The following is a 25,724-nucleotide window of genomic DNA, read 5'->3' on the forward strand; positions in this document are numbered from 1 at the left end:
GGGCAGATCCCAAGTGATTCGGGGTCGTTGAGCGAGCACGGCCGCAGGCCGAGCGAGACGAAACGCGGTGATCTCGCGAGGGCACCGCGTTTCGTCTCGGTCGCCTTCGGCGTCCTCGCTCAACGACCATCCGTCGTCCAGGGATCCGCTCGTTCCCGTCCTCGGATCCGGCGTCAGCGCTCGGCAGGACCCGTCGCCATCCGGGTGTCGAGCGCGAGCTCCTCGGCGTCCATCGCCGTGATGAGCTCGCGCATGACCTCCTCGTTCAGGGTGCCGGCGTCGCGCTCGGCGATGAGCACGTCGCGGCGCACCTGCAGCCAGCCTTTCGACAGGCCGACGAGCTCGTCCCGGCTCGGGCGGGGCATGGCGTCCTCATCGCGCTGCCCCTTCTCCGTATCCCGCTCCACGCGGGTGAACCGCTGCGCGAAGCGGTCGAACCAGCCCAGCGACGCCGCACCGTGCTTCCGCTCCCACGCCGCGCGCTTCTCGTCGAGGAAGACCTTGCCCGCCTCGCGGGTGCGGGTGCGCACCTGCGCCAGCTGCCGGCGATCCTCCTCATCTTCATCGGTGACGTCGGCGACGCCGAGCCCGCGGATCAGCAGCGGCAGGGTCAGCCCCTGGAGCAGCAGGGTGCCCACCGTCACCAGGAACGCGACGACGACGATCGCGTGGGCCGCCTCCGTGTCGAGCCCGGCGAGATCGGCCGCGGCGAGCGCGGTCGCCAGGGTGACCACGCCGCGCATCCCTGCCCAGGAGATCACGGCGTTGTCGCGCCAGCTCAGCTGCGACTCCTGGAACCGCTCGCGCAGCTCCTCCTCGCTCGGTCGACGGCCCGTCCAGCCCCGCCTCCGCTGCTTCTCTGCGACGGCGTCGACCCGTTTCTGGAACTGCCCGGACGCGAGGGCCTTCTCGAACTGCCGCAACCGCAGCCGTGACCAGAACGCACCCCAGGCCGATGCCGGATACACGAACAGCGGCCGCACCAGCAGCACCACCACGAACACCGCCGTCGCGAGCCAGAGCACGCCACCGACCTGCGTCGCGCCCAGCTCGCCGATCACCGGCGGCAGCTGCAGTCCGATGTACGCGAACACGAACGCCTCCAGCAGGAAGTCCGCAGACAGCCAGATCGGAGCCTCCTGCATCCGCGTCGCGTAACTGGTCCGAGGCGCGTTGTAGCCGACCACGAGCCCCATTGCGACGACCGCGAGCACCCCGGATCCGTTCAGGTGCTCCGTGATCGCGTAGATCCCGAAGGGCGCGAGCAGCCCGAAGGTGCCGATGACCACCGGATCCGAGATGCGCATCCGCAGCTGGTGCATGCCGAGGCCGGCGACCGCGCCGATCGCGACGCCGACGACGACCGCGACCAGGAACTGCCAGACGCCGTCCCAGACGGTGAGGGTCGCGCCGGCGACGATCGCGGCGAACACCCGGTAAAGCGTCAGCGAGGTGGCGTCGTTGATCAGGCTCTCCCCCGACAGCACCGTCATCACCCGCCGCGGCAGGCCCAGCTTGCGGCCGATCGCGGCGGCGGAGACGGCATCGGGCGGCGCGACGATCGCGCCGAGCAGCAAGGCGCCGGGCAGGGTCAGCGACGGCATCAGCAGCCACGCCACGAGCCCGACGGCCGCGGTCGTGACGACGACCAGGCCGATGCCGAGCCGCCGGATCTGCGGCATGCTGCGCCGGAAGCTCACGAACGACACGTCGAGCGACGCCGAGTACAGCAGCGGTGGCAGCACGAGCGTGAGCAGCACGTGCCCGTCGATCCGGAGGTTCGGCACCGCCGGGATGAAGGACACGGCGAGCGCAACCACGGTCACGAGCAGCGGCGCCGGCCATCCGCGCCAGCGTGCGACCGCCGCGACGATGACGGATCCGACCAGCACGTAGAAGATCTCGGCGTCCATGCCGCCAGGGTAGCGGGGCACTGCTGTCGCGCCTCTGTCGCGACGCTGTCGGGACGGGACCGGATCCGTCAGCCACTGGAGGCGAGCAGGCGGACGACCTCCCCGTCCGGCGTCTGCCGGAAGTCGACGTAGTGCATCCCCACCGCCATGAAGCCCTCCGGCGCCTCGAGGCAGACGACCTCGTCGGCAACCGGATCCGACCCGGCCCTCAGCTCCGCGAGCACCTCCGGCGGCGCCACCGGCACCGCCACCACGACCCTCGCCGCGCCCCTGGCTCGCGCGATCGCGCAGGCGGCGCGCACCGTCGCGCCCGTGGCGATGCCGTCGTCGACGATGAGCGCGGTGCGTCCGATGAGCGGCTCGGGCGCACGCCCGCTGCGGAACAGCTCCGCCCGCCGTTGCACCTCGGCGCGTTCGCGGCGTTCCACGGCACGCAGGGTCTGCTCGTCCACTCCGGCGGCGCGTACGACGTCGGCGTTGCGGACCGCCGCGCCCTCCTCGCCGACGGCGCCCATCGCGAGCTCCGGTTGCCAGGGCACGCCGACCTTGCGCACCACGAGCACGTCGAGCGGAGCGCCGAGCGCCCGCGCCACCTCGGCCGCCACCGGCACTCCACCGCGGGGCAGGCCGAACACCACCGGATCCGGGGGCGGATCCGCCACCAGCAGCGCGCCGAGCCGCCGGCCGGCGTCGGCGCGATCCGCGAACCCGTGCATGACTCCGGACTACGCCGTGCGGACAGCACGGTCAAGACGGACGGCACGCCGGGGGGCGCTGAGCGAGGGCGTGCCGCGCGAGGGCGCCGCGCGCGTCGAGCGCCGACGGGCACCCGACCGCGCGCGTGGAACGCCGAACCACCCCTTTGCGCGCGAACCACCCCCTTCTGCGCGGCGTGCACGGGGGTGGCTCGCACAGAAGCGGGTGGCTCGGCGCCCCGCCGCACACTGCGCCGCGGACGTGCGCCCCGACCGCAGGCCGCGGCGCGGCAGAGATGCGGATCCGGAATGCCCCGGCACCCGCTCGCGTTGTCGAAAGCGATGTCTTCTCTCGCGCTCTCCGTCCTCGACCTCGTCCCGGTGCGCACCGGGCAGACCAGCGGCCAGGCGGTGTCGGCGTCGCTCGCCCTCGCCGCGCGCGCCGATGAACTCGGCTATCGGCGGTACTGGTTCGCCGAGCACCACAACATGCCGGCGGTCGCCTCCACTGCCCCGCCCGTGCTGATCGCCGCAACCGCCGCGCGCACGCAGCGCATCCGGGTCGGATCCGGCGGGGTCATGCTGCCGAACCACGCGCCGCTCATCGTCGCAGAGCAGTTCGCCGCACTCGAGGCGATCGCTCCCGGCCGCATCGATCTCGGCATCGGCCGCGCCCCCGGCAGCGACCCGGTCATCACCCAGCTGCTGCGGGCAGCCGGCACGGCCGGCGACGTCGAGCACTTCCCCGACCACGTGCAGGACATCGCGCTCATGCTGCAGCCCGACGGCGCGACCGTGCAGTTCACCTCGGGCGGCGAGTACGCGGTGCGCTCCACGCCTGCGGCCGCAGGCGCCCCCGAGGTGTGGCTGCTCGGATCCAGCGACTACTCCGCACAGCTCGCCGCTTCGCTCGGTCTGCCGTACGTGTTCGCGAACCACTTCTCCGGGCAGGGACTCGACCGGGCCCTTTCGCTCTACCGCGAGGGCTTCCGTCCCACCGAGGCGCACCCCGAGCCGCGCACCTTCCTCACCGCGAACGTGGTGGCGGCGCCCACGGCCAAGGAGGCGTCGGATCGGGCGATCCCGCAGCTGCGCATGATGGCGCGCCTGCGCCTGAACCGTCCGCTCACGGCACTCGAGACCGTGGAGCAGGCCCGCGCGGCCCTTGCGGCGAACCCCGATGCGCAGGAGGAGCAGATCCACGCTGCGGCGCTCGCGAACTGGTTCGTCGGCGACGCCACGACCGTGCGCGCAGAGCTCGAGGCGTTCGCCGCGCAGCACGGCGTGGACGAGATCATGGTCTCGCCGGTCGCCGGATCCTTCGCCGCCGAGGATCCCGACCGCACGCCCGGCCGGACGCAGACGCTGGAGTTGCTCGCGGGCTGACGGGCGGCCCGACTCGCCCGACGGCGTGCTCGCTGCTCAGAACAGGGTGCCGAGCTTGGCGATCGTCTCGACGACGTGCCGGGCCTGGTCGGCGCCGATCCCGAGCTCCGAGCGGATCCGAGTCTCGGCTTCGGCGGTCCGGCCCTGCTGCACGAGAGCGATGATCTCGTCGGGGAGCTTCGCCGAGAACGACGACGCCGTCGTCCCCTCGGGTGCGGCCGGCTCCGCTCGATGACGCCGGGACGCGGTGCTCGACCAGCTGACCGTCGTCGAGCTCGTCGACGTCGTCCGCGTCACTCCGTCGTCGGCGGGGTTCGCGTGCGGATCCGCCCCGCCCGTCCTCAGGAACGAGCGGACATCGGAGCGGGAGAGCCCGTCGACCGCACGCCGCGCCCACTCCGGTTCGTGCCGGCCCGTCGCCGCCATGAGAGCCGTCACCGCCTCGTCGACCCGCCCGTCGGCCACCAGGGTGAGGACCTCGTTCGGCACGATGTGGGAGCCCGCGGCCGCCCCGGTGTCGGCGTCGGGAAGCGGAGAGGTCTGGGGACCGACCGTGGCACCGGCCATGAACTCAGGACTCGTTCGCGTGCCCATCGCGCCCGGATCCGCTGACGCGGCGGGCGGAGTCGCATGCATGCCCGACGACGGGTTCAGCACGGCGCCCGATGGCAGGGTCGCACCGATGCCACGGTCGTCGGCACCGCGGGGGCGCCTCAGCGCGCGCACCAGGATCACGATCACCGCGGCGGCGACCGCCACCACGACCAGCCCCGCGACAAGCAGCCCACTCGAGATCATGACTCCACCGTAGAGGGCCGCCCGACCGGACAATCGCTCGGCGCAGATGCACCCGGGTCGGGACGCGCACGGGACACCGGAGGCGCCAGGACCCGGCCTAGGCCTCCGGTTCGCCCGCGATCAGCCCGCGCAGCCAGTCGCGGGCCTCGACGAAGACGTCGTCCGCGTAGCGCTCCGGATACTGCACGATGCGACGGTCGGCGCGCGGGTACGAGCCGAGGTAGACCACGCGCGGACTGAACCGGCGGATGCCGAGCAGCGCGTCGGCCATGCGCTCGTCCTGGATGTGGCCGTCCGCGTCGAGGACGAACCGGTACCGGCCCAGCTCGTCGCCGATGGGCCGGGACTGCAGCAGCGACAGGTTGATGCCGCGGGTGGAGAACTGCTCCAGCAGTTCGAGCAGCGCACCGGCGTGGTCCTCGGGGAGCTCGACGATGAGCGAGGTCTTGTCGGCGCCGGTCGGCGGGGCCGGCGCGGTCGTGCGCGCGACCAGTACGAAGCGCGTGACGGCGTTGTCGTTGTCGCCGATCCCGTCGGCGAGCAGCTCGAGCTCGTGGTGCGCCACGATGCCGGGGGCCGCGATGGCGGCGTCCGCCGGGAGCGAGCCGTCCAGGATCCCCAGCGCCGAGGCGACGTTGCTCGCCGCGGGCACGTGCTGGTGGGTCGGGATGTGCTCGCCGAGCCAGCCGTAGCACTGGGCGTAGGCGACCGGATGCGCGGCGATGACCGTGACGTCCTCGATGCGCGTCCCCGGAGCGGCGACCAGCACGAAGTCGACCTTCACCAGGTACTCGCCGACGATCCGCAGGCCCGGCAGGGTGGCCAGCGCGTCGAGCGTCGTGGTGACCCCGCCCTCGACCGAGTTCTCGATCGCGATCATCGCGGCGTCACTGCGCCCCTCGAGCACGTCGGCGAGCGCCTCGCCCACGTTGTGCACCGGGCGCCAGTCGTGTCCGCGCGCCTCGGGCACCTGCTCCAGCGCCGCCTCGGTGAACGTCCCCGCAGGGCCGAGGTAGCTGTAGGTGCGGCGGGCGGGGGCGGCATCGGTCACGGCGTTCAGCCTAGTCCGGGGCGCGTCCCCGCCTCCGGTCGATGACGCGGGCGGGCGCACGAGGTCGGCCACCTGCCCGATCGATGCCCCGCGCCGAAACGATGGTGCGTTGCGCGGCCCGGCGCGGCAGACTATCCCCATGACGAGCCGTGCCGGCCTCCCCGCGGAGGAAAGCGACCTGATCGACGTCGACGAGCTGATCGCCGCCTACTACGACCGGATCCCGGATCCGAAGATCTCCACGGAGAGGGTCGTCTTCGGCACGAGCGGGCATCGCGGATCCTCGCTGAGCGGCAGCTTCAACGAGCAGCACATCCTCGCCACGACCCAGGCGATCGTCGACTACCGCACCGCGCAGGGCATCACCGGCCCGCTGTTCCTCGGCCGCGACACGCACGCCCTCAGCCGTCCGGCCGAGCGCAGCGCGATCGAGGTGCTCGTCGCGAACGGCGTCGACGTGCTCGTCGACGCACGCGACGCCTGGGTGCCGACGCCGGCACTCAGCCACGCGATCCTCACGTACAACCGCGACCGCACGGACGACGAGCCCGGCCGCGCCGACGGCATCGTGGTCACCCCGTCGCACAACCCGCCGCGGGACGGCGGCTTCAAGTACAACCCCCCGCACGGCGGCCCCGCCGACACCGACGCGACCGGCTGGATCGCGAACCGTGCGAACGAGCTCATCGAGGCGGGCTTAGAGGGCGTGCGGCGCACCCGCTTCGCCGACATCGACACGAGCGAGCTCGGCACCTACGACTTCCGCGACGCCTATGTGCGCGACCTGCCCTCGATCATCGACATCGACGCGATCAAGAAGGCCGGCATCCGGATCGGAGCGGATCCGCTCGGCGGCGCGTCGGTCGAGTACTGGGCCCTCATCGGCGAGATGCACGGCCTCGATCTGACCGTGGTCAACCCCGAGGTCGACCCGACCTGGCGGTTCATGACGCTGGACTGGGACGAGAAGATCCGGATGGATCCGTCCTCCCCGTCGGCGATGGCGTCCCTGGTCGCGAAGAAGGGCGACTTCGACGTGCTCACGGGCAACGACGCCGACGCCGACCGGCACGGCATCGTCACCCCTGACGCGGGCCTGATGAACCCGAACCACTACCTCGCGGTCGCGATCGACTACCTGTTCTCGCACCGCGCGGGCTGGGGCCGCGACGCCGCGATCGGCAAGACCCTGGTGTCGTCGATGATCATCGACCGCGTCGCCGAGTCGCTGGGCCGGCGCCTGCTCGAGGTGCCCGTCGGGTTCAAGTGGTTCGTGCCGGGGCTGTTGGACGGCTCCGTCGCGTTCGGCGGCGAGGAGTCGGCCGGGGCGTCGTTCCTGCGCAAGGACGGATCCGTGTGGTCGACCGACAAGGACGGCATCCTGCTGTGCCTGCTGGCCGCGGAGATCATCGCCGTGACCGGCAAGACCCCGTCGGAGCGCTACCGCGAGCTCGAGGAGGCGTTCGGCGCCTCCGCCTATCAGCGCGTGGACGCCCCCGCGACGCCTGAGCAGAAGGCCACGCTCGGCAAGCTGTCTCCGGCATCCGTCGCCGCCACCGAGCTCGCCGGCGAGGCGATCACGGCCAAGCTCTCGCATGCCCCCGGTAACGGCGCGGCCATCGGCGGCCTCAAGGTGCAGACCGAGCACGCCTGGTTCGCCGCACGCCCCTCCGGCACGGAGGATGTCTACAAGCTCTACGCCGAGTCGCTGCTCGGGCCCGACCACCTCGCCCGCGTGCAGGAGGAGGCCAGAGCCGTGGTCAGCGCCGCGCTCGAGGGCTGAGCGCGGAGCGCAGCGACGAGACGAAGGGCGTCTCCGTCCTCGTCACTCAACGCCCCTGGGAACGCACCAGGGACGCGCTTAGCCTGCCTGGCCGTTTCCCGGGGTGCTGCCCCGCACCACGACCTCGACAGGCAACGGACCCTGAGTCCAGTCGTCATCGACGATGGCGCGGAACGCCTGGTAGCCGGCGGCGTTGAGCGGCAGTCTCACCGTTGTGAGCGCGGGTGTCACGTCACCGCTCGCGGGTACGTCGTCGAATCCGCAGACCGCGATGTCGGCGCCGACCTCGCGCCCCGCGGCTCGAATGGCGGAGATCGCGCCGAGCGCCACGACATCGCTCATCCCGAACACGAGCGTGCCGGGCTCGACCCCCTCCGCCAGGGCCGCCGCCATGGCCGCCGCGCCCGACTCCCGCCGGAAGTCGCCGCGGTGGATCCGCTCCATGTGACCTCCGCCCGACCCGAATCCGCGGGCGAACCCGTTCAGACGGTCGTCGGAGGTGCGCACCCCCTCGGCGGCGCCGATGCCGATCGCGGTGCGGTATCCGAGTGCGGCCATGCGTCGGCCGAGCTCCTCCGCACCGCCCGCGTTGTCGATGGTGATCGCCCGAGCACGGTCCCCGGCGCCGGTCGGGCGGTCGCCGAACGCGACGACGCGGCCGCCGTAGCGCTCGAACGCCTCGAGTTCGGAATCGCTCGAAACGGATCCCGCCCCCTCGTCGATGCCGTCAGCGCGGGAGGCCGCGAGGATGAGGCCCTGCGGACGCTGGCCACGCAGAGCGCGCAGGATCCTGTTCTCGCGTTCCGGGTCCCGCTCGGTGATGGAGATCGTCACGACGAGACCACGCTCGTCCGCGCCGCGGGCGACACCCGCCGCGATCTGACCGAAATAGGGATCGGCGATGTCGGCGACGAGCAGCGCGATGACCGGCGAGTGCCCGCGTGCCGTTGCCTGGGCCGACATGTTCGGGGTGTATCCGAGCGCCTCCGCGGCGCGCTCCACGCGCTCGCGGAAGGCTCCGGCGACCTTGCGCTCAGAGCCGTTCAACACGCGAGATGCGGTCGCCAGCGACACCCCGGCCTCCCGCGCGACGTCCTGCAGCGTGGCCGCGTGAGCGTCTGAGGAGACCGCACGCGGGGAAGGGCTTACCGGGCTCATGCCCCGAGCATAGTCCGCGACATTCCCGCCGAGAGGTACCCGCGCAGCGCAACCGATTCGGCCGCGAGTGCCGCCGGATCATCGTCCGGCACGAACTCGAGCAGTGCGTCGCGTGGGGGCGCAGGGGCGGCGGCAGCCGCGGCGAAGAACGCACGCCACAACCCGTCACGCGCGGTGAGCGGCAGCCGCTCGGTCGCAGGCCACCACGAGAACACGTGCACGGCGGAGACCAGGTCGGCGATGCGGGCGTACTCGGCCACGGCGGCCGCGTCGGAGGCCGCGACAGTGGGCTGCCAGTAGGTCGACAGATGCGGGCTGGCGACGTCGTCCAGCACCCGGAGCGTCTGTTCGGCGTCATCGGCGAGCGTGCGCCCGTGGAACTCCAGGGCGAGCGAGATCCCGCGCCTCCCCGCCTGCTCAGCGGCGGAGGCAAGGGCGTCGATGGTCGCTGCGCGCCCCGCCGCGGTGGCGTCCGCCGATCCGATCCGTCCCGCCCACACGCGGATCCGATCCGCGCCGAGCGCCGCGGCGGAGTCGAGGATCGGCGCAATGTCCTCCGCCGGATCCGCGCGGAAGTACGAACCGTACGAGGCGACGGCCAGCCCGGCGTCCGCCGTGATCCGCGCGACCTCGGCCGCGCGCGCGGCATCACCCGGGGGCACGTGCACGTCGCCGCCCCATTCGATCGCCTGGAGCCCGGCGCTCGCTGCGAGCGCCGAGATCGCGGCCGGATCCAGCTGGCGGAAGGTGACGGAGCACAGCCCCGGTCGGATGGTCATGGCGTTCAGCCTTTCATGTGGCGTCGGGCTCGGTTTCCGGTGGCGCTCGGTCTCCGGTGGCGCTCGGTCTCGCCGGACCTCGGCACGTCGCACCGCGTTCCCCCTTGAGACCGAACCTCCGTCCCGAAACCCACGATAAGAACGTCGGTCTCGTGACGCAGGTTCGGTCTCGCGGGATACGACGAGCGGTTACCGCAGGTGCGGGGAGACCGCCGCGCCGAACGATTCCGCCGTGCGGCGGACGACCTCGGCCGGATCCTGGGCCCAGATGTCGGCGTTGAAGATCTCCACCTCGATGTCGCGGTCGTACCCCGTCGCGACGACCGCCTGCGTCAGCGATCCGAAGTCGACGATGCCGTCGCCCGGGTAGTGCCGGCTGAGCAGCACGTCGACGGGCAGCGGCGTCTTCCAGTCGCACACCTGGTACGTCGCGATGCGGCCCTCACGGCCGGCGCGGGCGATCTGCTCGAGCACCTGCGGATCCCACCAGACGTGGAACGTGTCGACCGCCGCCCCGACCACGGCCGGGTCGAAGCCCGCCGCGATGTCGAGTGCCTGCCCGAGCGTGGAGACCACGCACCGGTCGGATCCGAACATGGGGTGCAGGGGCTCGATCGCGAGCGTGACGCCGGCGGCGGCAGCATCGGCGGAGAGCTCGCCGATCGCGTCGCGCACCCGCTCGCGAGCACCCGCAATGTCGCGCGATCCCTCGGGCAGTCCGCCGGCGACGAGCACCAGCACCGCCGTGGAACCGGCGGCCCCGGCGGCGGCGAGGGTCGCGGTCTCCTCGATCGCACGGCGGTTGTCGTCGAGCGCGGCGACGCGCTCCGGCCCCGCCGGGAGGGTGAAGAACCCGCCGCGGCAATGCGTGGTGAAGCGCAGCCCGGAATCGGCGAGCATCCGCGCCGCCACGTCGAGGCCGACCTCGTTCACGGGCTCGCGCCACAGGCCGATGCCCTGCACGCCCGCCTCGGCCGTGACCTGCAGCGCTGTGGCGAGGTCGGCGTACTTGATCGTGGCCTGGTTGATCGACAGGCGCGGGTCGACGGCGCTCATGCGGTCACTCTCCCCAGGTCGATGCCGTTCAGCGCGAGCATGCCGTGCCAGCGCTCGCGGGCGAGTTCCGGATCCTCGAGCGCGAGCGATGCGTTCGCGAGCTCGACGATGCGGCTGAGGTGCGGCAGGCTGCGCGCGGAGTGCAGACCGCCCACCATCTGGAACGCCGGCTGGTGGCCGTTCAGCCAGGCCAGGAACGCGACGCCGGTCTTGTAGTAGAACGTGGGCGCGGCGAAGACCTGGCGGCTGAGCTCCTCGGTGGGCCCGAGGATCTCGAGGTACCTCGCAGGATCCCCCGCGTCGAGTGCCTGGATGGCCGCCGAGGCGACCGGGGTGATCGCGGCGAACGCGCCGAGCAGGGCGTCGGAGTGGCTGCGGTTGTTCTCCGCGAGGGCGCCGCGTTTCGTCTCGGTCGCGCTGCGCGCGTCCTCGCTCAACGCCCCCGAGAGAGACCCGCTGCGCGCGTCCTCGCTCGACGACCCCGACGAGTCACCGCCGATCAGGCCGACGTAGTTGAAGTCGTCGCCGGTGAACATGCGCACGCCCTCCGGGAGCTGCGCGCGCACCGCGATCTCGGACTCGGCGTCCAGCAGGCTCATCTTCACACCGGCGACCTTGCCCGGGTTCTCGGCGATGATGCGCAGCAGCGTGGCAGACGCCTCACGCCAGTCGGAGGATCCGAAGTAGCCCTCCAGCTGCGGGTCGAATGCGGTGCCGAGCCAGTGCAGCACGACCGGGGCGGTCGCCTGCTGCAGCACGGCGGCGTACACACGCAGGTAGTCCGTGCGCGACTCCGCGACGCGGGCGAGGTGGCGCGAGGCCATGAGTACGGGGCCGGCGCCCTGCTCCTCGGTGAAGTGCAGCTGCTCGACGTAGGCGTCGATCACTCGCTGCAGCGAGATCCGCTCCTCGTCGACATGGTCGGTGTTGACGCCGACGACGACGGATCCGCCCTCCTCGCGCGCGACCTCGGCGCTGCGCGCGATCAGCTCGCGCGTGGCCGCCGCGTCGAGCCCCATGTTGCGCTGCGCGGTGTCCATGGCGTCGGCGACGCCGAGGCCCCAGGAGTACACGTTGCGGCGGAATGCGAGCGTGGCGTCCCAGTCGATGTCGGCGGGCTGGCCCGGCGTGTTGTCGGCGTGCACCTTGGGCACCACATGCGCGGCTGCGTAGGCGACGCGGCTCTGCAGCGGCACGGTCGGACGCGTGTAGGCGCCGGAGTCGTTCAGTGCGGCATCGGTCCTCGTACCGTCGGCCGCGAGGAGGCGGATGGTCGTCATCGGATCCGCCTCAGTCCAGGCTCAGCGCGGGCAGCGCGATCTTGCGTCCCTCGGCGGAGGACTGCAGGCCGGCCTCGGCGAGCTGCACGCCGCGAGCCCCGGCGAGCAGGTCGAAGGCGTAGTCGGTGCCGAGCACATAGGACTCCAGGTACTCCTCCCACTGCTGACGGAAGCCGTTCAGGAACACGTCGTTCACGGGCACGTCGGCCCAGTCGGCGTCGTAGTCGTGCGCGTCGGCCAGGTCGGGGTTCCACACCGGCTTCGGGGTGGCGTTGCGGTGCTGGATCTTCGCGCCGAACAGGCCGACGACGGCGGATCCGTGGGTTCCGTCGACCTGGAACTCGACGAGCTCGTCGCGGTTCACCCGCACGGTCCAGCTGGAGTTGATCTCGGCGACGATCCCGCCGGAGAGCTCGAAGATGCCGTAGGCCGCGTCCTCGGCGGTCGCGGTGTAGTGCTCGCCGTTCTCGTCCCAGCGGTCGGCGATGTGCACGGCGGCCTGGGCGTAGACGCTCTCGACCTCACCGAAAAGGTTCTCCAGGACGTAGTTCCAGTGCGGGAACATGTCGCTGATGATGCCGCCGCCGTCCTCGGTGCGGTAGTTCCAACTCGGGCGCTGCGCCGGCTGCCAGTCGCCCTCGAACACCCAGTAGCCGAACTCGCCGCGCACCGACAGGATCCGCCCGAAGAAGCCGGAGTCGATCAGCCGCTTGAGCTTCTGCAGACCCGGCAGGTAGAGCTTGTCGTGCACGACGCCGGTCTTGACCCCGGCCGCCTGCGCCAGACGAGCGAGCTCGAGGGCCTCCTCGACCGACTCGGCGGTGGGCTTCTCGGTGTAGATCGCCTTGCCCGCGGCGATGGCCTTGCGGATCGCGGTCGCGCGCGCCTTGGTGACGAGGAAGTCGGCGTAGATCTCCCACTGCGGATCCGCGAGCGCGGCGTCCAGGTCGGTGGTGTAATCGGCGATGCCGTGCTTCGCGGCGAGCTCGGCGAGCTTCTGCTCGCTGCGACCGACGAGGATCGGCTTCACGGTGACGCGGCTGCCGTCGGGCAGCTCGATGCCGCCCTGGTCGCGGATCGCCAGGATCGAGCGCACAAGGTGCTGGCGGTAGCCCATGCGCCCGGAGACGCCGTTCATGATGATGCCGATCTCGCGAGTGGTCGTCTCAGCCACGGTGTTTCCTTCGTCTCGTGCCCACCTGCGGGTCGTGTCGTGGATCCCGATCCGGTAAGCGCTTTCCAGTTCGCATCATCCTGACATGGGAACGCGCTTTCCGCAAGTGGCGCACGCCCGTCACGGGGGTCGCGGATCCGCCCCCGGGGACCTCGGAGTCAGGCGCTCGCGCGCACGATCAGCGACGGCTTCAGCAGCGGCGGATCCGCGACGTCCCGCCCCTCGACCCGGTCGACGACGAGCCGCACGGCCAGCTCGCCGAGCGCGGCGAAGTCCTGCCGGATCGTACTGAGCGGAGGTCGGAACTCGGCGGCGTCGGCGATGTCGTCGAAGCCGAGCACAGCCACCTCGTCCGGAACGCGACGCCCCGCGTCGGCGAGAGCCCGCAGCAGGCCGAGGGCCATCTGGTCATTGGCGGCGAAGACGGCGTCGACCGAGGCATCGGCTGCGAGCACGCTTCCGCGGTCGTGGCCCGAGCGTGCACTCCAGTCACCCCGCACCGGATCCGGGACCGGGAGCCCGCGCGCGGCGAGCTCCTCTCGCCAGCCGCGCTCGCGCTCCGCCGCAGCGAACGAGCCCTCGGGCCCCGCGAGGTGGTGCACGGTCGCGGCGCCCCGGTTCAGGAGGTGCGCGGTCGCCGCGCGGGCTCCCGCCGCGTGGTCGGTCCCGATGACGGTGAACCGCGGATCCGCGGGGGAGTCGACGACGACGAGCGCGAGCCCGGCCGGATCCGCGTCACGCGCCAGCACGGACGCCTCGTTCAGCACGACCGCCCCGTCGACGCCCTGGTCGTGCAGCCGGTCGAAGGCCTCGCCGATCCGCCCCTCGACGCCGAGGGTGACCACGGCGAGCGCGTAACCGCGCGCCTCCGCAGCCTCGGAGACGGCCTGCAGGAGCGCGGAGTTGCCGACCGTGGCGAGGGTCTGCGCGACGACGCCCAGGGTCTCGGACCGCCCCGTGCGCAGCGCTCGCGCGGCGCGGTGCGGACGGTAGCCGAGCTCGGCCATGGCGGCCTCGACACGCTCGCGCGTGGCCGGATCCACCCGCGGGCTGTCGTTCACGACGCGCGAGACCGTCTGTCCGGACACCCCGGCGCGCGCGGCGACCATCGCCATGGAGACGCGCCCGGTGGACCGCGGCCCCCGGCGGGCGCCACCCGCCGCAGCGCCGTCGGCGATCCGGCGGAGCTCCTCGAGCTCGTCGTCGTGCTTCGGCATCGCCTCGCCTCTCCCCTGCCGGTCCCCGCGCGTACCGATCTCAGGAATGTTGACGCTATCACGCCATGTGCCCTATCGTGTTTACGTGAACATGGAAATCGATCCTGAGTACGGCACGGGCGCGCCGGCCGACGGCCCCGCCGCGCTCCCGGGCAGCACGGCCGCGCGCACCGGCGCCGCTCAGTCCGACGATGCCGCTCAGGCCGACGGCACCGGCGCCGCGACGCCGGCAACTGCCGGGGCGCCCGGCGCAACTCTCGAGGTCACCGCGCTCGGCGCGGGCGTGGTCAAGCGCGCCACGCGCCTCGCCGACGGCCGCGACCTCATCTACTACGACGACCCCGGCACTGCGCTCGGTCCCGACCGGAGCGCCGATGCCCGCGCCCTGGATCCCCGTCCCGACACCGCATCGATGCGCCAGGACGTGCTGACCGGCGACTGGATCACCTTCGCGACGAAGCGCCAGACCCGGGTGATGATGCCGAGCGCGGATGCGGATCCGCTCGCGCCCCAGTCTCCGACGAACCCCTCCGAAGTGCCGTCGCGCTATGACGTCGCGGTGTTCGAGAACCGCTCCCCGTCGTTCGGCCCCGCCCTCGCCGAGGCGGTCGGCGCAGCGCCGGCGGCCGTCGACCCGCCGCGCGGCCTGGACGACCTCGAATCGATCGGGCTCGAGCGCACCCGCACCAGCGTGGGCCGGTGCGAGGTCGTGTGCTTCAGCCCGGAGCACGCCGGATCCTTCGGCACCCAGTCCGTCACCCGCGCGCGCACCGTGATCGAGGCTTGGGCCGACCGCACCGCGGCACTCTCGGCCCTTCCCGGCATCGAGCAGGTGTTCCCGTTCGAGAACCGCGGCGAGGCGATCGGCGTGACCCTCCCCCACCCGCACGGCCAGATCTACGCCTACCCGTATGTCACGCCGCGCACGCAGCGACTGCGCGAGAGCATCGCCCGCACCGGCGCCGACCTGTTCGACCGGGTCCTGGACGCCGAACAGCGTTCGGAGCGCATCGTGCTGCAGGGCGAGCACTGGACCGCGTTCGTGCCGTTCGCCGCACGCTGGCCGCTCGAGGTGCAGCTGATGCCGCACCGTCATGTGCCCGACTTCGCCGCGCTGGACGACGCCGAGCGCGATGAGCTCGCTCCCCTTTACCTGCACTTGCTGCGCGGCGTGGATGCGCTCTACGGCACGCCCACCCCGTACATCGCCGCCTGGCACCAGGCACCGGTGAGGGTCGGGCGCGACGAGATCCGGATGCGGCTCGAGCTCACCAGCCCGCGCCGTGCCGCCGACAAGCTGAAGTTCCTGGCCGGATCCGAATCCGCGATGTCCGCATGGACCGCCGAGATCCTGCCCGAGGATGCCGCCGCGCGTCTGCGCGACGCGATCGCATCCGTGCCCGCTCCGACCACCTGACCCGGCGCCCCGCCGCCTGCCCTCTCTCGCCGACCATGTCCCCTTCCCGCTCCCGATTCAGCGCTTTCGCCGCCGGAAGTGGGACATGACCCCACCAGAAGTGGGACGCCGTCGGCGGAACACCCCTCCCGAGGAGACCCGATGACCTTTGCCCGCACCGCCGACCCCGCCACCACCGCGTCCCACGCGGTCGGTGCCGCGACGGAGCTGTTCCGCAGCCTGACCGGATCCGACCCGGTCGGTGTGTGGTCGGCGCCGGGACGCGCGAACCTCATCGGCGAGCACACCGACTACAACGACGGGTTCGTGCTGCCTTTCGCGATCCAGCACCGCACGGCTGCTGCCGCGCGCCTGCGCACGGACGGCCGGATCCGCGTCGCCTCCACCTTCGCCGCGGAACCGGTCGAGGTCGCGCTCGACGACCTCGAGACGCTCTTCCCGTCCGACGGCGCCCCCCGTGTCGCGGAGTGGGCGGCGTACCCCCTCGGCGTCGCGTGGGCGCTGCGCGCTCTGGTTCCCGCCTGGGCCGCCGGCACCTTCGCCGGCGTCGACATCGCGATCGCCTCCGACGTGCCGGTCGGGGCGGGGCTCTCGTCGTCCGCCGCGATCGAGGGCGCCACGGGCGCCGCCCTGAACGAGCTCTGGGGCCTGGGGCTGGATCCGGTCGCGCTCGCGCAGGCCGGCCGCCGCGCCGAGAACGAGGCCGTCGGCGCCCCGACGGGGATCATGGACCAGATGGCGTCGACGCTCGGGCAGGCGGACGCCGCGGTGTTCCTGGACTGCCGCACGCTGGACACTCGCGCGATCCCGCTCGGATTCGCGGAGGCCGGGCTCGAGGTGCTCGTGATCGACACCGGCGTGAAGCACGCCCACTCCACGGGGGGCTACCGCGAGCGTCGCGAGTCCTGCGAACGCGGAGCCGCCGCCCTCGGCGTGGCAGCACTGCGCGACGTCGCCGTGGCTGATCTGCCGCGTGCCGCCGAGCTGCTCGACGAGGTCGACTTCCGCCGGGTCCGGCACGTCGTGACCGAGGACCAGCGCGTGCTCGACACGGTCGCCGCCCTCGCTGCGCACGGACCGCGCGCGATCGGCGCTCTCCTCGTCGCCTCGCACGTGTCGATGCGGGACGACTTCGAGATCTCGATCCCCGAACTCGACACCGCCGTCGACACCGCCCTCGCGCACGGCGCGATCGGCGCACGCATGACCGGCGGCGGGTTCGGCGGCGCTGCGATCGCGCTCGTCGACCACGACCGGGTGCCGGCCGTCGCCGAGGCCGTACGCGTGGCGTTCGCCGAGGCCGGCTTCGCCGAGCCGCACCTGTTCACGGTCGTCCCCTCGGCCGGCCCGCACCGCGACGTCTGAGCCTCCGTCTCGGTTTCGAAGCGCGCACTTGGTTGCATCCGGCATCGGAATGCAGCAATGTGCGCGCTTCGAAACCGGATCCGGATCCAAACCGGAGCCGAATCCGGCCCGGTGATCGCCCAGCAAGAGCCCTGCCAGAATGAGACCCGCGCAATCGCGCGACGGAAGGAGACCCATGTCCTGGCTTGTCACCGGCGGCGCCGGCTACATCGGATCGCACGTGGTGCGCGCGCTCGCAGAGGCCGGGCTCACCCCCGTCGTGCTGGACGACCTCTCCAGCGGCGTCGCCTCGTTCGTGCCCGAGGGCGTCGCCTTCGTGCAGGGCAGCATCCTCGACCGGGAGCTGGTCGAGCGCACACTCCGCGAGCACGGCGTGCAGGGCGTGATCCACGTCGCCGGCTTCAAGTACGCCGGAGTCTCGGTGCAGCGCCCGCTGCACACCTACGCGCAGAACGTCGAGGGCACCCGGGTCATCCTCGAGGCGATGGCTGCGGCCGGCGTCGCGAACATCGTGTTCTCCTCGAGCGCGGCGGTGTTCGGCACGCCCGACGTGCCGCTCGTCGTGGAGGAGACCGACAAGCGGCCGGCCAGCCCCTACGGCGAGTCGAAGCTCATCGGCGAGTGGCTGCTGCGCGATCAGGCCGTCGCGACCGCCGGATCCGAGACGCCCCTCGTGCACACCTCGCTGCGCTACTTCAACGTCGTCGGATCCGCGGATCCGTCCGTCTACGACGTGAGCCCGCACAACCTGTTCCCGATCGTCTTCGAGAAGCTGCTCGCGGGTGAGACCCCGCGCATCAACGGCGACGACTACGCCACGGAGGACGGCACGAACGTGCGCGACTACGTGCACGTCGGCGACATCGCGCTCGCTCACGTGGCCGCCGCGCAGCGCATGATCGCCGGCGAGGCCGTCGAAGCCACTTACAACCTCGGATCCGGCGACGGCCTCTCGGTGCGTCAGATCATGGACGCGATGGCGCGCGTGACCGGCATCGCCTTCACACCGGAGATCGGTCCGCGCCGCCCGGGCGATCCCGACCGCATCGTGGCCACCGGCGAGCGCGCCGCGCGCGACCTGGACTGGCGGATGCGCCACTCGGTCGACGAGATGGTGCGCTCCGGCTGGGAGGCCCGCCGCAACGCCGGCTGATCGGCCCATGGTCCGGGCCGTTGAGCAAGCTCGAGCGCAGGCGAAGCGTCCCGCCCCGGGTCGTTGAGCGAGCCCCGAGCGCAGCGAGGCGCGAGACGAAACGCGGTGCCCTTGCGAGAGCACCGCGTTTCGTCTCGGTCGCCTGCGGCGTCCTCGCTCAACGACCCCGGGAGGGCGCTCAGCGGATCCGCCGCCTGCAACGCGGAACGCGGCCTCCCCGACGGGAGACCGCGTTCCGTTGACCGAGCGCCGGACTACGCCTGGGGTGCGTTCGCGGCGGCGATGAGCTGGTCGACGCCCTCGCGGTCGAGGCCCCAGCCGAACGCGGGGAGGCGCCCGAGCGGGAACGAGCCCATCATCTTCGCCATGGCCTCGCCCGACATGATGCCGTCGCCCTCGCCGCCGAACTGCTCCTGGAGCGCGGCGAACGCGCCCGCGACCATCGGCCCCGCGACCGGGTGCGCGAACACCGCGGCCAGCGTGGACTCGGGCGTGAGCGGAACCATGACCGCGTCGCCGGCCACGTCGACGACGGTGGAGCCGCGCAGGTCGCGGCTGGAGGCCCCGGCCTCGACGCGGTACGCGCCGCCCTCGACGACGAAGCGATCGACCCGGATGTCCCAGTACGCGAGGTCCTCGCGGCGCACGGTCAGCACGACGTCGGTCGTGGCGCCCGCGGCGATCTCGACCGACGCGAACGCCTTGAGCTCGCGGGGGGCGCGCTCCACGGCGGAGGCGACCGGGGCCACGTAGACCTGCACGACCTCTCGGCCGTCGCGGGATCCGGTGTTCGCGACGGGAACCGTCACCGCGATGTCGCCGGAGGCCGTGACCTCGGCCGCGACCTCGCCGTACGCGAACGACGTGTACGACAGGCCGTGGCCGAACGGGTAGGTCACCGCGATGTCGCGGGCGTCGTACCAGCGGTAGCCCACGAAGATGCCCTCGCCGTAGCGGACGTGCCCGTTCGAGCCGGGGAAGTTGCCGAACGCCGGGGTGTCCTCGAGGCGGTGCGGGATCGTCTCAGCCAGGCGGCCCGAGGGGTTCAGCGCGCCGAGCAGCACGTCGACGGTCGCGGATCCGCCCGCCTGACCCAGCAGCCACGCCTCGACGATCGCCGGCACGCGGTCGGCGAAGGGCAGCGCCACGACGGATCCGTTCGACAGCACGACGACCGTGCGCGGATTGGCGGCGAGGACCGCGTCGAGCAGCGCGAGCTGGTGCGCGGCGAGGTCGATGTGGTCGCGGTCGAAGCCCTCCGACTCCTCGGCGTCGGTGAGGCCGAGGAACACCACGGCGACGTCGCGGGAGGCGGCGAGCGCGACGGCCTCGGCGCGCAGGGCGTCCTGCCCGTCCGTTGCGGCGTCGAAGGCGAAGCCGGGTGCGAAGGCGACCCGATCGCCCGCCGCGGTGGTGAGCGCATCGAGAGCGGAGTCCACGCGGGTCGGGTTGATGTGCGACGATCCCCCGCCCTGGAAGCGCGGAGTGCGGGCGAACTCGCCGATCAGCGCGATCGAGGCGTCCTCGGCGAGCGGCAGCAGCGGGGCGCCGTCGACGGCCTCGTTGCGCAGCAGCACGATCGAACGACCTGCGACCTCGCGGGCCAGCGCGTGGTGCGCGTCGACGTCGAGCGGCCCGGCGACGGCCGGGCGGGCCTGGGCGCGGCCGACGAGGTCGAGCACGCGTCCCGCGGAGGCGTCCAGCGCCGACGCCACCGCCGGGTCGGAAGCCGCAGCGGTGGCCACGGCGCGGTCCGGGGCGCCGTCACTGCCGGGCATCTCCAGGTCCAGGCCGGCGACGAGTGCGGCGACGCGGTCGTTCACCGCACCCCAGTCGGAGACGACGAGACCCTCGAAGCCCCACTCGTCGCGCAGCACCTGCGTGAGCAGCCAGGGATCCTGCGAGGCGTAGACGCCGTTGATCTTGTTGTACGAGCACATCACGGTCCACGGTTGCGCGTCCTTGACGACGCGCTCGAAGCCGCGCAGGTAGATCTCGCGCAGGGGTCGCGGATCCACATCGCTCGAGGCGGTCATCCGCTCGAACTCCTGGTTGTTCGCCGCGAAGTGCTTGAGCGAGCTGCCGACCCCCTGCGACTGGATGCCCTTCACGAGCCCCGCGCCCATCGCGCCGGAGACGATCGGGTCCTCAGAGACGTACTCGAAGTTGCGTCCGCACAGCGGCGAGCGCTTGATGTTGATGCCGGGGCCGAGGATCACGGCCACGTCCTCGATCGCCGACTCGACGCCGAGCGCGACGCCGACGCGCTCGGCGAGGCCGGGGTCGAAGGTGGAGCCGAGGCCCGAGGCGGGCGGGAAGCAGGTCGCGGGGATGCTCTCGCTGAGACCGAGGTGGTCGCTCTCCGCCGCCTGCTTGCGCAGTCCGTGCGGGCCGTCCGTGACCATGATCGACGGCACGCCGATCCGGTCGATGGGCTTGAGCGTCCAGAAGTCCTTGCCGCTGGTCAGCGACGCCTTCTCCTCGGTGCTGAGCTGGGGCAGGTGATCGCGGGGCGATGTCATTGTCGACTCCTTCGTGGACGACTCTCGGGTGACGGGCAGGGCCAGTCGATCAGGTTCCGGGATAAAAAGCAAGCATTACTCGGTTTTTGATGCCGCGGATCCGGATCCCGGGATAGTCTCGGGACATGGCACGACGAGGTTCGTACGCGAAGGGCATTGCGAAGCGCGAGGAGATCCTGCACGCAGCCCTCGCCGTGGTCGCCCGCGAGGGCTATCACGGGGCTTCCGTGAAGGAGCTCGCCGAGGCGGTCGGCCTCAGCCAGGCAGGACTCCTGCACTACTTCGACAGCAAGGACGAGCTGTTCGTCGAGATCCTGCGCACGCGCGACGAGGTCGACATGGCCGGTCATGCCGGGGCCGTGGAGGCCGTCGACCTCGACGAGATGCGCGACGGCTACCTCGAGATCGTGCGCCACAACGCCCGCGTCCCGGGGCTCGTCGAGCTGTTCACCCGGCTCGCGGCCGACGCCGCGGACCCCGAGCATCCCTCGCGCGTCTTCTTCGCCGAGCGCGGCGCGGGTCTGCGCGACCGGTGGGCGGGCACGATCGCCGACGCTCAGGCCGAGGGCCGGATCCGCGGCGATGTCGATCCGGTGCTGGCCGCGCGCCTCCTGCAGGCCGTGTCGGACGGCGCCCAGATGCAGCTGCTCGTCGAACCGGAGCTCGACATGACCACCCTCATCGAGACGCTGTTCGACCTCATGCGGGCGCCGGCGGAGACCCCCTGACGAACCTGCACCCGGTCGGCGACGGCGGAATCGCTCCGGTGATCCCACCGCCAGGTCCGCCACCGGACCGCACCGTCGCCGACCGGGATCCTGTCATGCCTCCAGCAGCGGGCGCACCGAGGCGTACGCGTCGCGCACGTCGCGCGAGGGCGTGTCGAACACCCGCGCGACGCCGTCGCGGTCGTACCGCGTCCACCCGGGGTCGCCGCCCGCGATGAAGGCGACCGCGGCCCCGTGCACCTCGTCGGCAAGGGCCTGCGGCGGATTCGGGCCGGCCAGCGGCACCATGGCGGGACCGTCCAGGCAGTCGAAGAAGAACGGCACGTCGAGGCAGTGCTCGGCGAACCCGAACGTGACGGACGGCCAGGAGAACCGGTACACCCAGGTGGGGGCTGCGCCCCGATCGGCGACGATGCGAAGGATCGCGCGACGGAACATCTTGTCGGTCAGCACGCGTCCGGCCAGGCGCGCCTTGCCCAACGCCTGCACATCGGCGTTCGCGGCCAGGTAGGCCTTGCGCGCCGGCTTCGCGACGCCCAGCTTCCCGAGCAGCATGCCCGTGGGCACCCAGCGCAGCATCTTCGCCGCGTCACCCATCGCCATCGTGAACTCGTCGTCGGTGGCGCCGAGTACGAGCGGCTTGTCGGATCCGACGCCCGCGCGGAAGGAGTCGGGAGTGGGGCGCAGGATGAGGTCGCCGTCGACGGACGGCCCGAGCGGCAGCCCGTTCTCGACGATGTCGCTCATGTCACCGCCGTCGAAGGCGGTGAGCTTCTTCTGCGCCTCGAGGATCCGCTCCTCGCTCAGCGCGCCGAGGCCCTCCCGGGTCGGGGCGACGCCGAGCTCGGCGGCCAGACGGCGCCCGAACTCCTCCGAGCGCGCGGCCGACACATCGGCGAGCGCGCCCGAGATCGCATACACGCCGTGGAACAGGTGCTGGGCCTTCTCCATGCCGAGCAGGGTCATCACCGCGCCACCGCCGGCGGACTGCCCGGCGATCGTGACCCGGGCGGGGTCGCCGCCGAACGCGGCGATGTTGCGCTGCACCCATTCCAGGGCGAGCAGCCAGTCGCGCACTCCGCGGTTCGACGGGGCGTCCTCGATCCAGCCGAAGCCGTCGAAGCCGAGCCGGTACGAGATCGTCACGGTCACGACGCCGTCGCGGTTGAAGTTGCGGCCGTCGTACCAGGGGCTGGCCGGGGATCCGGCGAAGTAGCCGCCGCCGTGGATGTAGACGAGCACGGGCATGCCCGTGGCGTCCGCCGCCGGGTCGGCCGGGATCGCCGGCGTGTACACGTTCACGTTGAGCGTGGAGTCGCCCTCGACGCTGGGCTCGGGGATGAGGGTCACCCCCGGGTCGCCGCGCTGCGCGGTCGCACCGAACTCGGCGGCGTCGAACACGCCCTCCCACGGCGCCTTGGGCACCGGTGCCGCGAACCGCAGCTCGCCCACGGGCGCCTCGGCGAACGGGATGCCGAGGAACGCCGCGGACTGCGGGTTGCCCGTGCCGCCCGTGGTGGGGCGCCAGCGACCGCGGACCACGCCTGCTGCGACCCGCACCTCGGGCTGCGCGAGCACGGCGTCGGCCGCGACGGAAGAGGTCTGAGTGTTCTCCATCGGAGTTCCTTTCGTGGAGGAGAAGGTTGCCGCTCCCCGCAGCCGCACCGGATCCGGTCCGGCCGCGGGGAGCAGCGGACTGCTATCTGACCGACTTGATCGGCGCGATGGCGACGGCGCCGAGGACCGCGAACACGATCGCGAACACGAACAGCACCGGATAGCCGCCGAAGGAGCCGATGATGATCGCGGCGATCGGTGCGCTCAGCGCCTGCGGGATGTTGGTGGCGACGTTGAGGATGCCGAGGTCCTTGCCCGCCGAGGTGCCCTCGTTCGGCAGCACCTCGGTCATGAGCGCCGCGTCCACCGACATATAGAGGCCGAAGCCGACGCCGTTGACGATGCTCATGATGATCATGCCGGTCATGTTCGGCACGACCAGCGGGAACGCGAGCCCGGCCGCCATCACGACGGTGGCGACGTAGATGAACACCTTGCGGCGCCCCACCTTGTCGCTCCACCAGCCGGAGAGCGCGATCGCGATCAACGTCGGGACGAAGGCCACGAGCGTCAGGGTCATCACCGCGCCCTGAGCCTGCTGCAGCGGCAGCTTGATGTAGTCGGTCAGGATGTACAGCTGATACGCCGAGACGACGAAGTAGCCCAGGATCAGCAGGAAGCGACCGGTGAAGGCCCAGAAGAAGTCGGGGTGCCGGCGCGGGTTGATCCAGAAGCCCTTGAAGAACGCGCTCCAGCGGAACGGTTCGACGACCGCGTCCTTCGAGGACCAGTCCTTGTTGAACAGCGCGAACAGGATCGTGACCACGATCACGGCGATGCCGAAGACCGAGTAGCCGAGCCCCAGCTGTGCACCGAGGCCGACCGCGAGCATGACGCCGACCGTCATGCCGAGCTGCGTGCCGAGGCCGATCGTGGCGCTCGCGCCTCCGCGCTTGGCACGCGGGAAGCGGTCGGCGGTGATGGTCGTCAGCGGAGCCTGCAGGAAGTTCAGCGCGACCTGGATCAGCACCCAGAACACCGTGATCCAGATCAGGTCGGTCAGCGAGCCCATGCCCAGCAGCAGGACGCCGCCGATCAGCGCACCGAGCACCATCCACGGCACGCGTCGGCCGAAGCGCGAGCGGGTGCGGTCGCTGAGGGCGCCCGCGATCGGCTGCGCGAACAGGGTGAAGATGAACGACGTCGTCGTGACGATGGCGAGGTTGGCGACCTTGTTCTTCTCGTCGAGCAGCAGGATCTGCGTGGGCAGCAGGATCGCGATGAGCCCGCCGTAGGTCGCGAACAAGGTCATCGAGGCGATGAGCAGGCTGGGCAGCAGCCGCTTGGTCGCCGGCGGACTCGCAGCCGGCTCCCCCGCCGTGGGAGCGGTGGCCCGGATGAGCCCTGTGGGGGCGATCTCGGCGGCGGGATCGGGAGGGGTGATGGTCATGGGACGGCTCCTCATCGAGCGGATCGGGTGCGGATCCAAATCCCGAACCTTGTTTGGTATTTGGATCCGACTCGTATTGTGACACCGAAACCTGAACACTGCAAGGGTTTGGGTGTCACAAACCGATCGTCGTTCATGTTTCGTGACGGACGGATATCCTGATCCCATGGCCAAGAGAGGCGCGTACGCCAAGGGCGTCGTCAAGCGCGAGGAGATCCTCGAGGCCGCGCTCGAGATCGTCGGCAGGCTCGGCTACCGCAACGCCTCGGTACGTGAGATCGCCGACGCCGTGGGGCTGAGCCCGGCCGGCCTGCTGCACTACTTCGGCACCAAGGAGCAGCTGTTCGTCGAGATCCTCCGTGCGCGGGACGCGCACGACTTCGCCGGCCCGCCCGACGGCGACTTCTTCGAGACGTTCCTCGCCGTCATCCGACACAACGCCGAAGTGCCGGGCCTGGTCCAGCTGTACACCCAGCTGCAGGCCGAGGTCGCCGATCCCGACCACCCGGCGCGGGCCTTCTTCCTCGACCGCACCGCGGCCGTGCACGCCGCCGCACGCGAGGAGTTCATCGCCGCGCAGCAGAACGGACTCATCCGCGCCGACCTGGATCCGGAATGGATCATCCGCGCCGGTCACGCGCTCGCGGACGGGCTGCAGAACGCGTGGATGCTGGATCCGACCATCGACATGGCCGCCGACGTCGAGCAGTTCTTCGCGTTGCTGAAGCCCTGACACGCCGGTCGCGGATCCCCGATCGAGCGCCGCGAGACGAAGGGTGATTGATCACCGGTCTCAGTATCGGTTGGCGACGATCTGCAGCAGCGCCTCGTGGTCCGGAATGGTCACGGTGTGGGGCCAGGGCGGTGATTCCTTCTTGCCCGACCATGTCAGGTGCACCAGCACCACCCGATCCCGGGCCACGGCGAGCACGTCATCCTGCGGCTCGGCTTCAGCGACCACCGTCCATCGCACGCCTGCCAGGGGATGCTTCCTCGCAATCTCACGGCGCAGCTCCTCTGTCAGCATGGCCGCACGACGCGGGTCGCCGCGAAGGTCGATCATCGGCTCCCCGAACACCGCAACGTCTGCCCAGCTCACAACCACACCGTATCCATTGGACAGGCCAATCGGGAGTACCAACGATCGGGCTGCAGTTGTGGTCGTCGAAGTTCGCTGCGTCTGCGGGTTCCAACGCCGATGCCCGTTCCAAACTCAGTCGATTCGGGTGTTCCGCCCGCAGA

At 71.6% G+C, this 25,724-nt stretch carries 21 protein-coding genes; 7 read left to right on the forward strand and 14 right to left on the reverse strand.

The window, feature by feature from the left end:
• Positions 1-173: 173 nt before the first annotated feature.
• Positions 174-1,913, reverse strand: a complete 1,740-nt coding sequence (locus LXM50_RS10135) for a sodium:proton antiporter (protein WP_233311197.1) — start codon at positions 1,911-1,913, stop codon at positions 174-176.
• Positions 1,914-1,981: 68 nt separating this feature from the next.
• Positions 1,982-2,629: a phosphoribosyltransferase gene (locus LXM50_RS10140; RefSeq protein WP_233311198.1), complete on the reverse strand. Its 648-nt coding sequence runs from the start codon at positions 2,627-2,629 to the stop codon at positions 1,982-1,984.
• Between the two features lie 321 nt (positions 2,630-2,950).
• Between LXM50_RS10140 and LXM50_RS10145 the strand changes: the two genes are divergently transcribed.
• Entirely contained in the window at positions 2,951-3,994 is a 1,044-nt protein-coding gene (locus tag LXM50_RS10145; RefSeq protein WP_233311199.1) for an LLM class flavin-dependent oxidoreductase, read from the forward strand.
• A 36-nt stretch (positions 3,995-4,030) separates the two neighbouring features.
• Here LXM50_RS10145 and LXM50_RS10150 read toward each other — a convergent pair whose 3' ends face one another.
• Together LXM50_RS10150 and pheA are read right to left on the reverse strand one after the other, a co-directional pair.
• A complete protein-coding gene (locus LXM50_RS10150) occupies positions 4,031-4,792 on the reverse strand; it encodes a hypothetical protein (RefSeq protein WP_233311200.1) in 762 nt (253 codons plus the stop codon).
• Positions 4,793-4,889: 97 nt separating this feature from the next.
• The gene (pheA, locus tag LXM50_RS10155) at positions 4,890-5,852 is read right to left on the reverse strand and encodes a prephenate dehydratase (protein ID WP_267920795.1); all 963 of its coding nucleotides are present in this window, start codon (positions 5,850-5,852) and stop codon (positions 4,890-4,892) included.
• Positions 5,853-5,982: 130 nt separating this feature from the next.
• Here pheA and pgm point away from each other — a divergent pair, with 130 nt between their 5' ends.
• Complete coding sequence (pgm, locus tag LXM50_RS10160) at positions 5,983-7,626, forward strand: phosphoglucomutase (alpha-D-glucose-1,6-bisphosphate-dependent) (RefSeq protein WP_233311202.1); 1,644 nt, start codon at positions 5,983-5,985, stop codon at positions 7,624-7,626.
• A gap of 78 nt (positions 7,627-7,704) precedes the next feature.
• On the opposite strand, the gene LXM50_RS10165 is transcribed toward pgm, so the two are convergent.
• The 6 genes from LXM50_RS10165 to LXM50_RS10190 all read right to left on the reverse strand — a co-directional run bounded on the left by LXM50_RS10165 (position 7,705) and on the right by LXM50_RS10190 (position 14,188).
• The gene (locus LXM50_RS10165) at positions 7,705-8,784 is read right to left on the reverse strand and encodes a LacI family DNA-binding transcriptional regulator (protein WP_233311203.1); all 1,080 of its coding nucleotides are present in this window, start codon (positions 8,782-8,784) and stop codon (positions 7,705-7,707) included.
• Positions 8,781-9,563 carry a sugar phosphate isomerase/epimerase gene (locus tag LXM50_RS10170; RefSeq protein WP_233311204.1) on the reverse strand — a complete coding sequence of 261 codons (783 nt, stop codon included), beginning with the start codon at positions 9,561-9,563 and terminating at the stop codon, positions 8,781-8,783. The genes LXM50_RS10165 and LXM50_RS10170 overlap by 4 nt, the downstream gene beginning before the upstream one ends.
• A 189-nt stretch (positions 9,564-9,752) precedes the next feature.
• Positions 9,753-10,619, reverse strand: coding sequence for a sugar phosphate isomerase/epimerase (locus LXM50_RS10175; protein WP_233311205.1), 867 nt, complete (start codon positions 10,617-10,619; stop codon positions 9,753-9,755).
• Positions 10,616-11,899, reverse strand: a complete 1,284-nt coding sequence (locus LXM50_RS10180; RefSeq protein ID WP_233311206.1) for a dihydrodipicolinate synthase family protein — start codon at positions 11,897-11,899, stop codon at positions 10,616-10,618. The genes LXM50_RS10175 and LXM50_RS10180 overlap by 4 nt, the downstream gene beginning before the upstream one ends.
• A 10-nt stretch (positions 11,900-11,909) precedes the next feature.
• Complete coding sequence (locus tag LXM50_RS10185; protein ID WP_233311300.1) at positions 11,910-13,037, reverse strand: Gfo/Idh/MocA family protein; 1,128 nt, start codon at positions 13,035-13,037, stop codon at positions 11,910-11,912.
• Positions 13,038-13,231: 194 nt separating this feature from the next.
• Entirely contained in the window at positions 13,232-14,188 is a 957-nt protein-coding gene (locus LXM50_RS10190; protein ID WP_233311301.1) for a LacI family DNA-binding transcriptional regulator, read from the reverse strand.
• Between the two features lie 187 nt (positions 14,189-14,375).
• Between LXM50_RS10190 and galT the strand changes: the two genes are divergently transcribed.
• The 3 genes from galT to galE all read left to right on the forward strand — a co-directional run bounded on the left by galT (position 14,376) and on the right by galE (position 18,225).
• The gene (galT, locus tag LXM50_RS10195; RefSeq protein ID WP_233311207.1) at positions 14,376-15,707 is read left to right on the forward strand and encodes a galactose-1-phosphate uridylyltransferase; all 1,332 of its coding nucleotides are present in this window, start codon (positions 14,376-14,378) and stop codon (positions 15,705-15,707) included.
• 141 nt (positions 15,708-15,848) lie between these two features.
• A complete protein-coding gene (gene galK, locus LXM50_RS10200; protein ID WP_233311208.1) occupies positions 15,849-17,072 on the forward strand; it encodes a galactokinase in 1,224 nt (407 codons plus the stop codon).
• Positions 17,073-17,247: 175 nt separating this feature from the next.
• On the forward strand, positions 17,248-18,225 hold the full coding sequence (gene galE, locus LXM50_RS10205) for a UDP-glucose 4-epimerase GalE (RefSeq protein ID WP_233311209.1): 978 nt from the start codon (positions 17,248-17,250) through the stop codon (positions 18,223-18,225).
• A 254-nt stretch (positions 18,226-18,479) separates the two neighbouring features.
• Here galE and LXM50_RS10210 read toward each other — a convergent pair whose 3' ends face one another.
• Complete coding sequence (locus tag LXM50_RS10210) at positions 18,480-20,747, reverse strand: glycoside hydrolase family 3 C-terminal domain-containing protein (RefSeq protein ID WP_233311210.1); 2,268 nt, start codon at positions 20,745-20,747, stop codon at positions 18,480-18,482.
• A 125-nt stretch (positions 20,748-20,872) separates the two neighbouring features.
• Between LXM50_RS10210 and LXM50_RS10215 the strand changes: the two genes are divergently transcribed.
• A complete protein-coding gene (locus LXM50_RS10215) occupies positions 20,873-21,475 on the forward strand; it encodes a TetR/AcrR family transcriptional regulator (protein WP_233311211.1) in 603 nt (200 codons plus the stop codon).
• Between the two features lie 93 nt (positions 21,476-21,568).
• Here LXM50_RS10215 and LXM50_RS10220 read toward each other — a convergent pair whose 3' ends face one another.
• Positions 21,569-23,092, reverse strand: coding sequence for a carboxylesterase/lipase family protein (locus tag LXM50_RS10220; protein ID WP_233311212.1), 1,524 nt, complete (start codon positions 23,090-23,092; stop codon positions 21,569-21,571).
• A gap of 82 nt (positions 23,093-23,174) precedes the next feature.
• Positions 23,175-24,482, reverse strand: a complete 1,308-nt coding sequence (locus LXM50_RS10225) for an MFS transporter (RefSeq protein WP_233311213.1) — start codon at positions 24,480-24,482, stop codon at positions 23,175-23,177.
• Positions 24,483-24,648: 166 nt separating this feature from the next.
• Between LXM50_RS10225 and LXM50_RS10230 the strand changes: the two genes are divergently transcribed.
• Positions 24,649-25,215, forward strand: coding sequence for a TetR/AcrR family transcriptional regulator (locus LXM50_RS10230; protein WP_233311214.1), 567 nt, complete (start codon positions 24,649-24,651; stop codon positions 25,213-25,215).
• 60 nt (positions 25,216-25,275) lie between these two features.
• Here LXM50_RS10230 and LXM50_RS10235 read toward each other — a convergent pair whose 3' ends face one another.
• On the reverse strand, positions 25,276-25,581 hold the full coding sequence (locus tag LXM50_RS10235) for a hypothetical protein (RefSeq protein WP_233311215.1): 306 nt from the start codon (positions 25,579-25,581) through the stop codon (positions 25,276-25,278).
• Positions 25,582-25,724 lie beyond the last annotated feature (143 nt).

Origin of the sequence: Microbacterium sp. Au-Mic1, assembly GCF_021341785.1 — a bacterium.
In the GTDB taxonomy this organism is placed as follows: Bacteria; Actinomycetota; Actinomycetes; order Actinomycetales; family Microbacteriaceae; genus Microbacterium.

Excerpts from the sequence above, each read along its gene's own strand:
- LXM50_RS10135 (WP_233311197.1), bottom strand. The coding sequence starts at position 1,913 with ATGGACGCCGAGATCTTCTACGTGCTGGTCGGATCCGTCATCGTCGCG.
- LXM50_RS10140 (WP_233311198.1), bottom strand. The coding sequence starts at position 2,629 with ATGCACGGGTTCGCGGATCGCGCCGACGCCGGCCGGCGGCTCGGCGCG.
- LXM50_RS10145 (WP_233311199.1), top strand. The coding sequence starts at position 2,951 with ATGTCTTCTCTCGCGCTCTCCGTCCTCGACCTCGTCCCGGTGCGCACC.
- LXM50_RS10150 (WP_233311200.1), bottom strand. The coding sequence starts at position 4,792 with ATGATCTCGAGTGGGCTGCTTGTCGCGGGGCTGGTCGTGGTGGCGGTC.
- pgm (WP_233311202.1), top strand. The coding sequence starts at position 5,983 with ATGACGAGCCGTGCCGGCCTCCCCGCGGAGGAAAGCGACCTGATCGAC.
- LXM50_RS10165 (WP_233311203.1), bottom strand. The coding sequence starts at position 8,784 with ATGAGCCCGGTAAGCCCTTCCCCGCGTGCGGTCTCCTCAGACGCTCAC.
- LXM50_RS10170 (WP_233311204.1), bottom strand. The coding sequence starts at position 9,563 with ATGACCATCCGACCGGGGCTGTGCTCCGTCACCTTCCGCCAGCTGGAT.
- LXM50_RS10175 (WP_233311205.1), bottom strand. The coding sequence starts at position 10,619 with ATGAGCGCCGTCGACCCGCGCCTGTCGATCAACCAGGCCACGATCAAG.
- LXM50_RS10180 (WP_233311206.1), bottom strand. The coding sequence starts at position 11,899 with ATGACGACCATCCGCCTCCTCGCGGCCGACGGTACGAGGACCGATGCC.
- LXM50_RS10185 (WP_233311300.1), bottom strand. The coding sequence starts at position 13,037 with ATGAACGGCGTCTCCGGGCGCATGGGCTACCGCCAGCACCTTGTGCGC.
- LXM50_RS10190 (WP_233311301.1), bottom strand. The coding sequence starts at position 14,188 with ATGGCGATGGTCGCCGCGCGCGCCGGGGTGTCCGGACAGACGGTCTCG.
- galK (WP_233311208.1), top strand. The coding sequence starts at position 15,849 with ATGACCTTTGCCCGCACCGCCGACCCCGCCACCACCGCGTCCCACGCG.
- galE (WP_233311209.1), top strand. The coding sequence starts at position 17,248 with ATGTCCTGGCTTGTCACCGGCGGCGCCGGCTACATCGGATCGCACGTG.
- LXM50_RS10210 (WP_233311210.1), bottom strand. The coding sequence starts at position 20,747 with ATGACATCGCCCCGCGATCACCTGCCCCAGCTCAGCACCGAGGAGAAG.
- LXM50_RS10215 (WP_233311211.1), top strand. The coding sequence starts at position 20,873 with ATGGCACGACGAGGTTCGTACGCGAAGGGCATTGCGAAGCGCGAGGAG.
- LXM50_RS10220 (WP_233311212.1), bottom strand. The coding sequence starts at position 23,092 with ATGGAGAACACTCAGACCTCTTCCGTCGCGGCCGACGCCGTGCTCGCG.
- LXM50_RS10225 (WP_233311213.1), bottom strand. The coding sequence starts at position 24,482 with ATGACCATCACCCCTCCCGATCCCGCCGCCGAGATCGCCCCCACAGGG.
- LXM50_RS10230 (WP_233311214.1), top strand. The coding sequence starts at position 24,649 with ATGGCCAAGAGAGGCGCGTACGCCAAGGGCGTCGTCAAGCGCGAGGAG.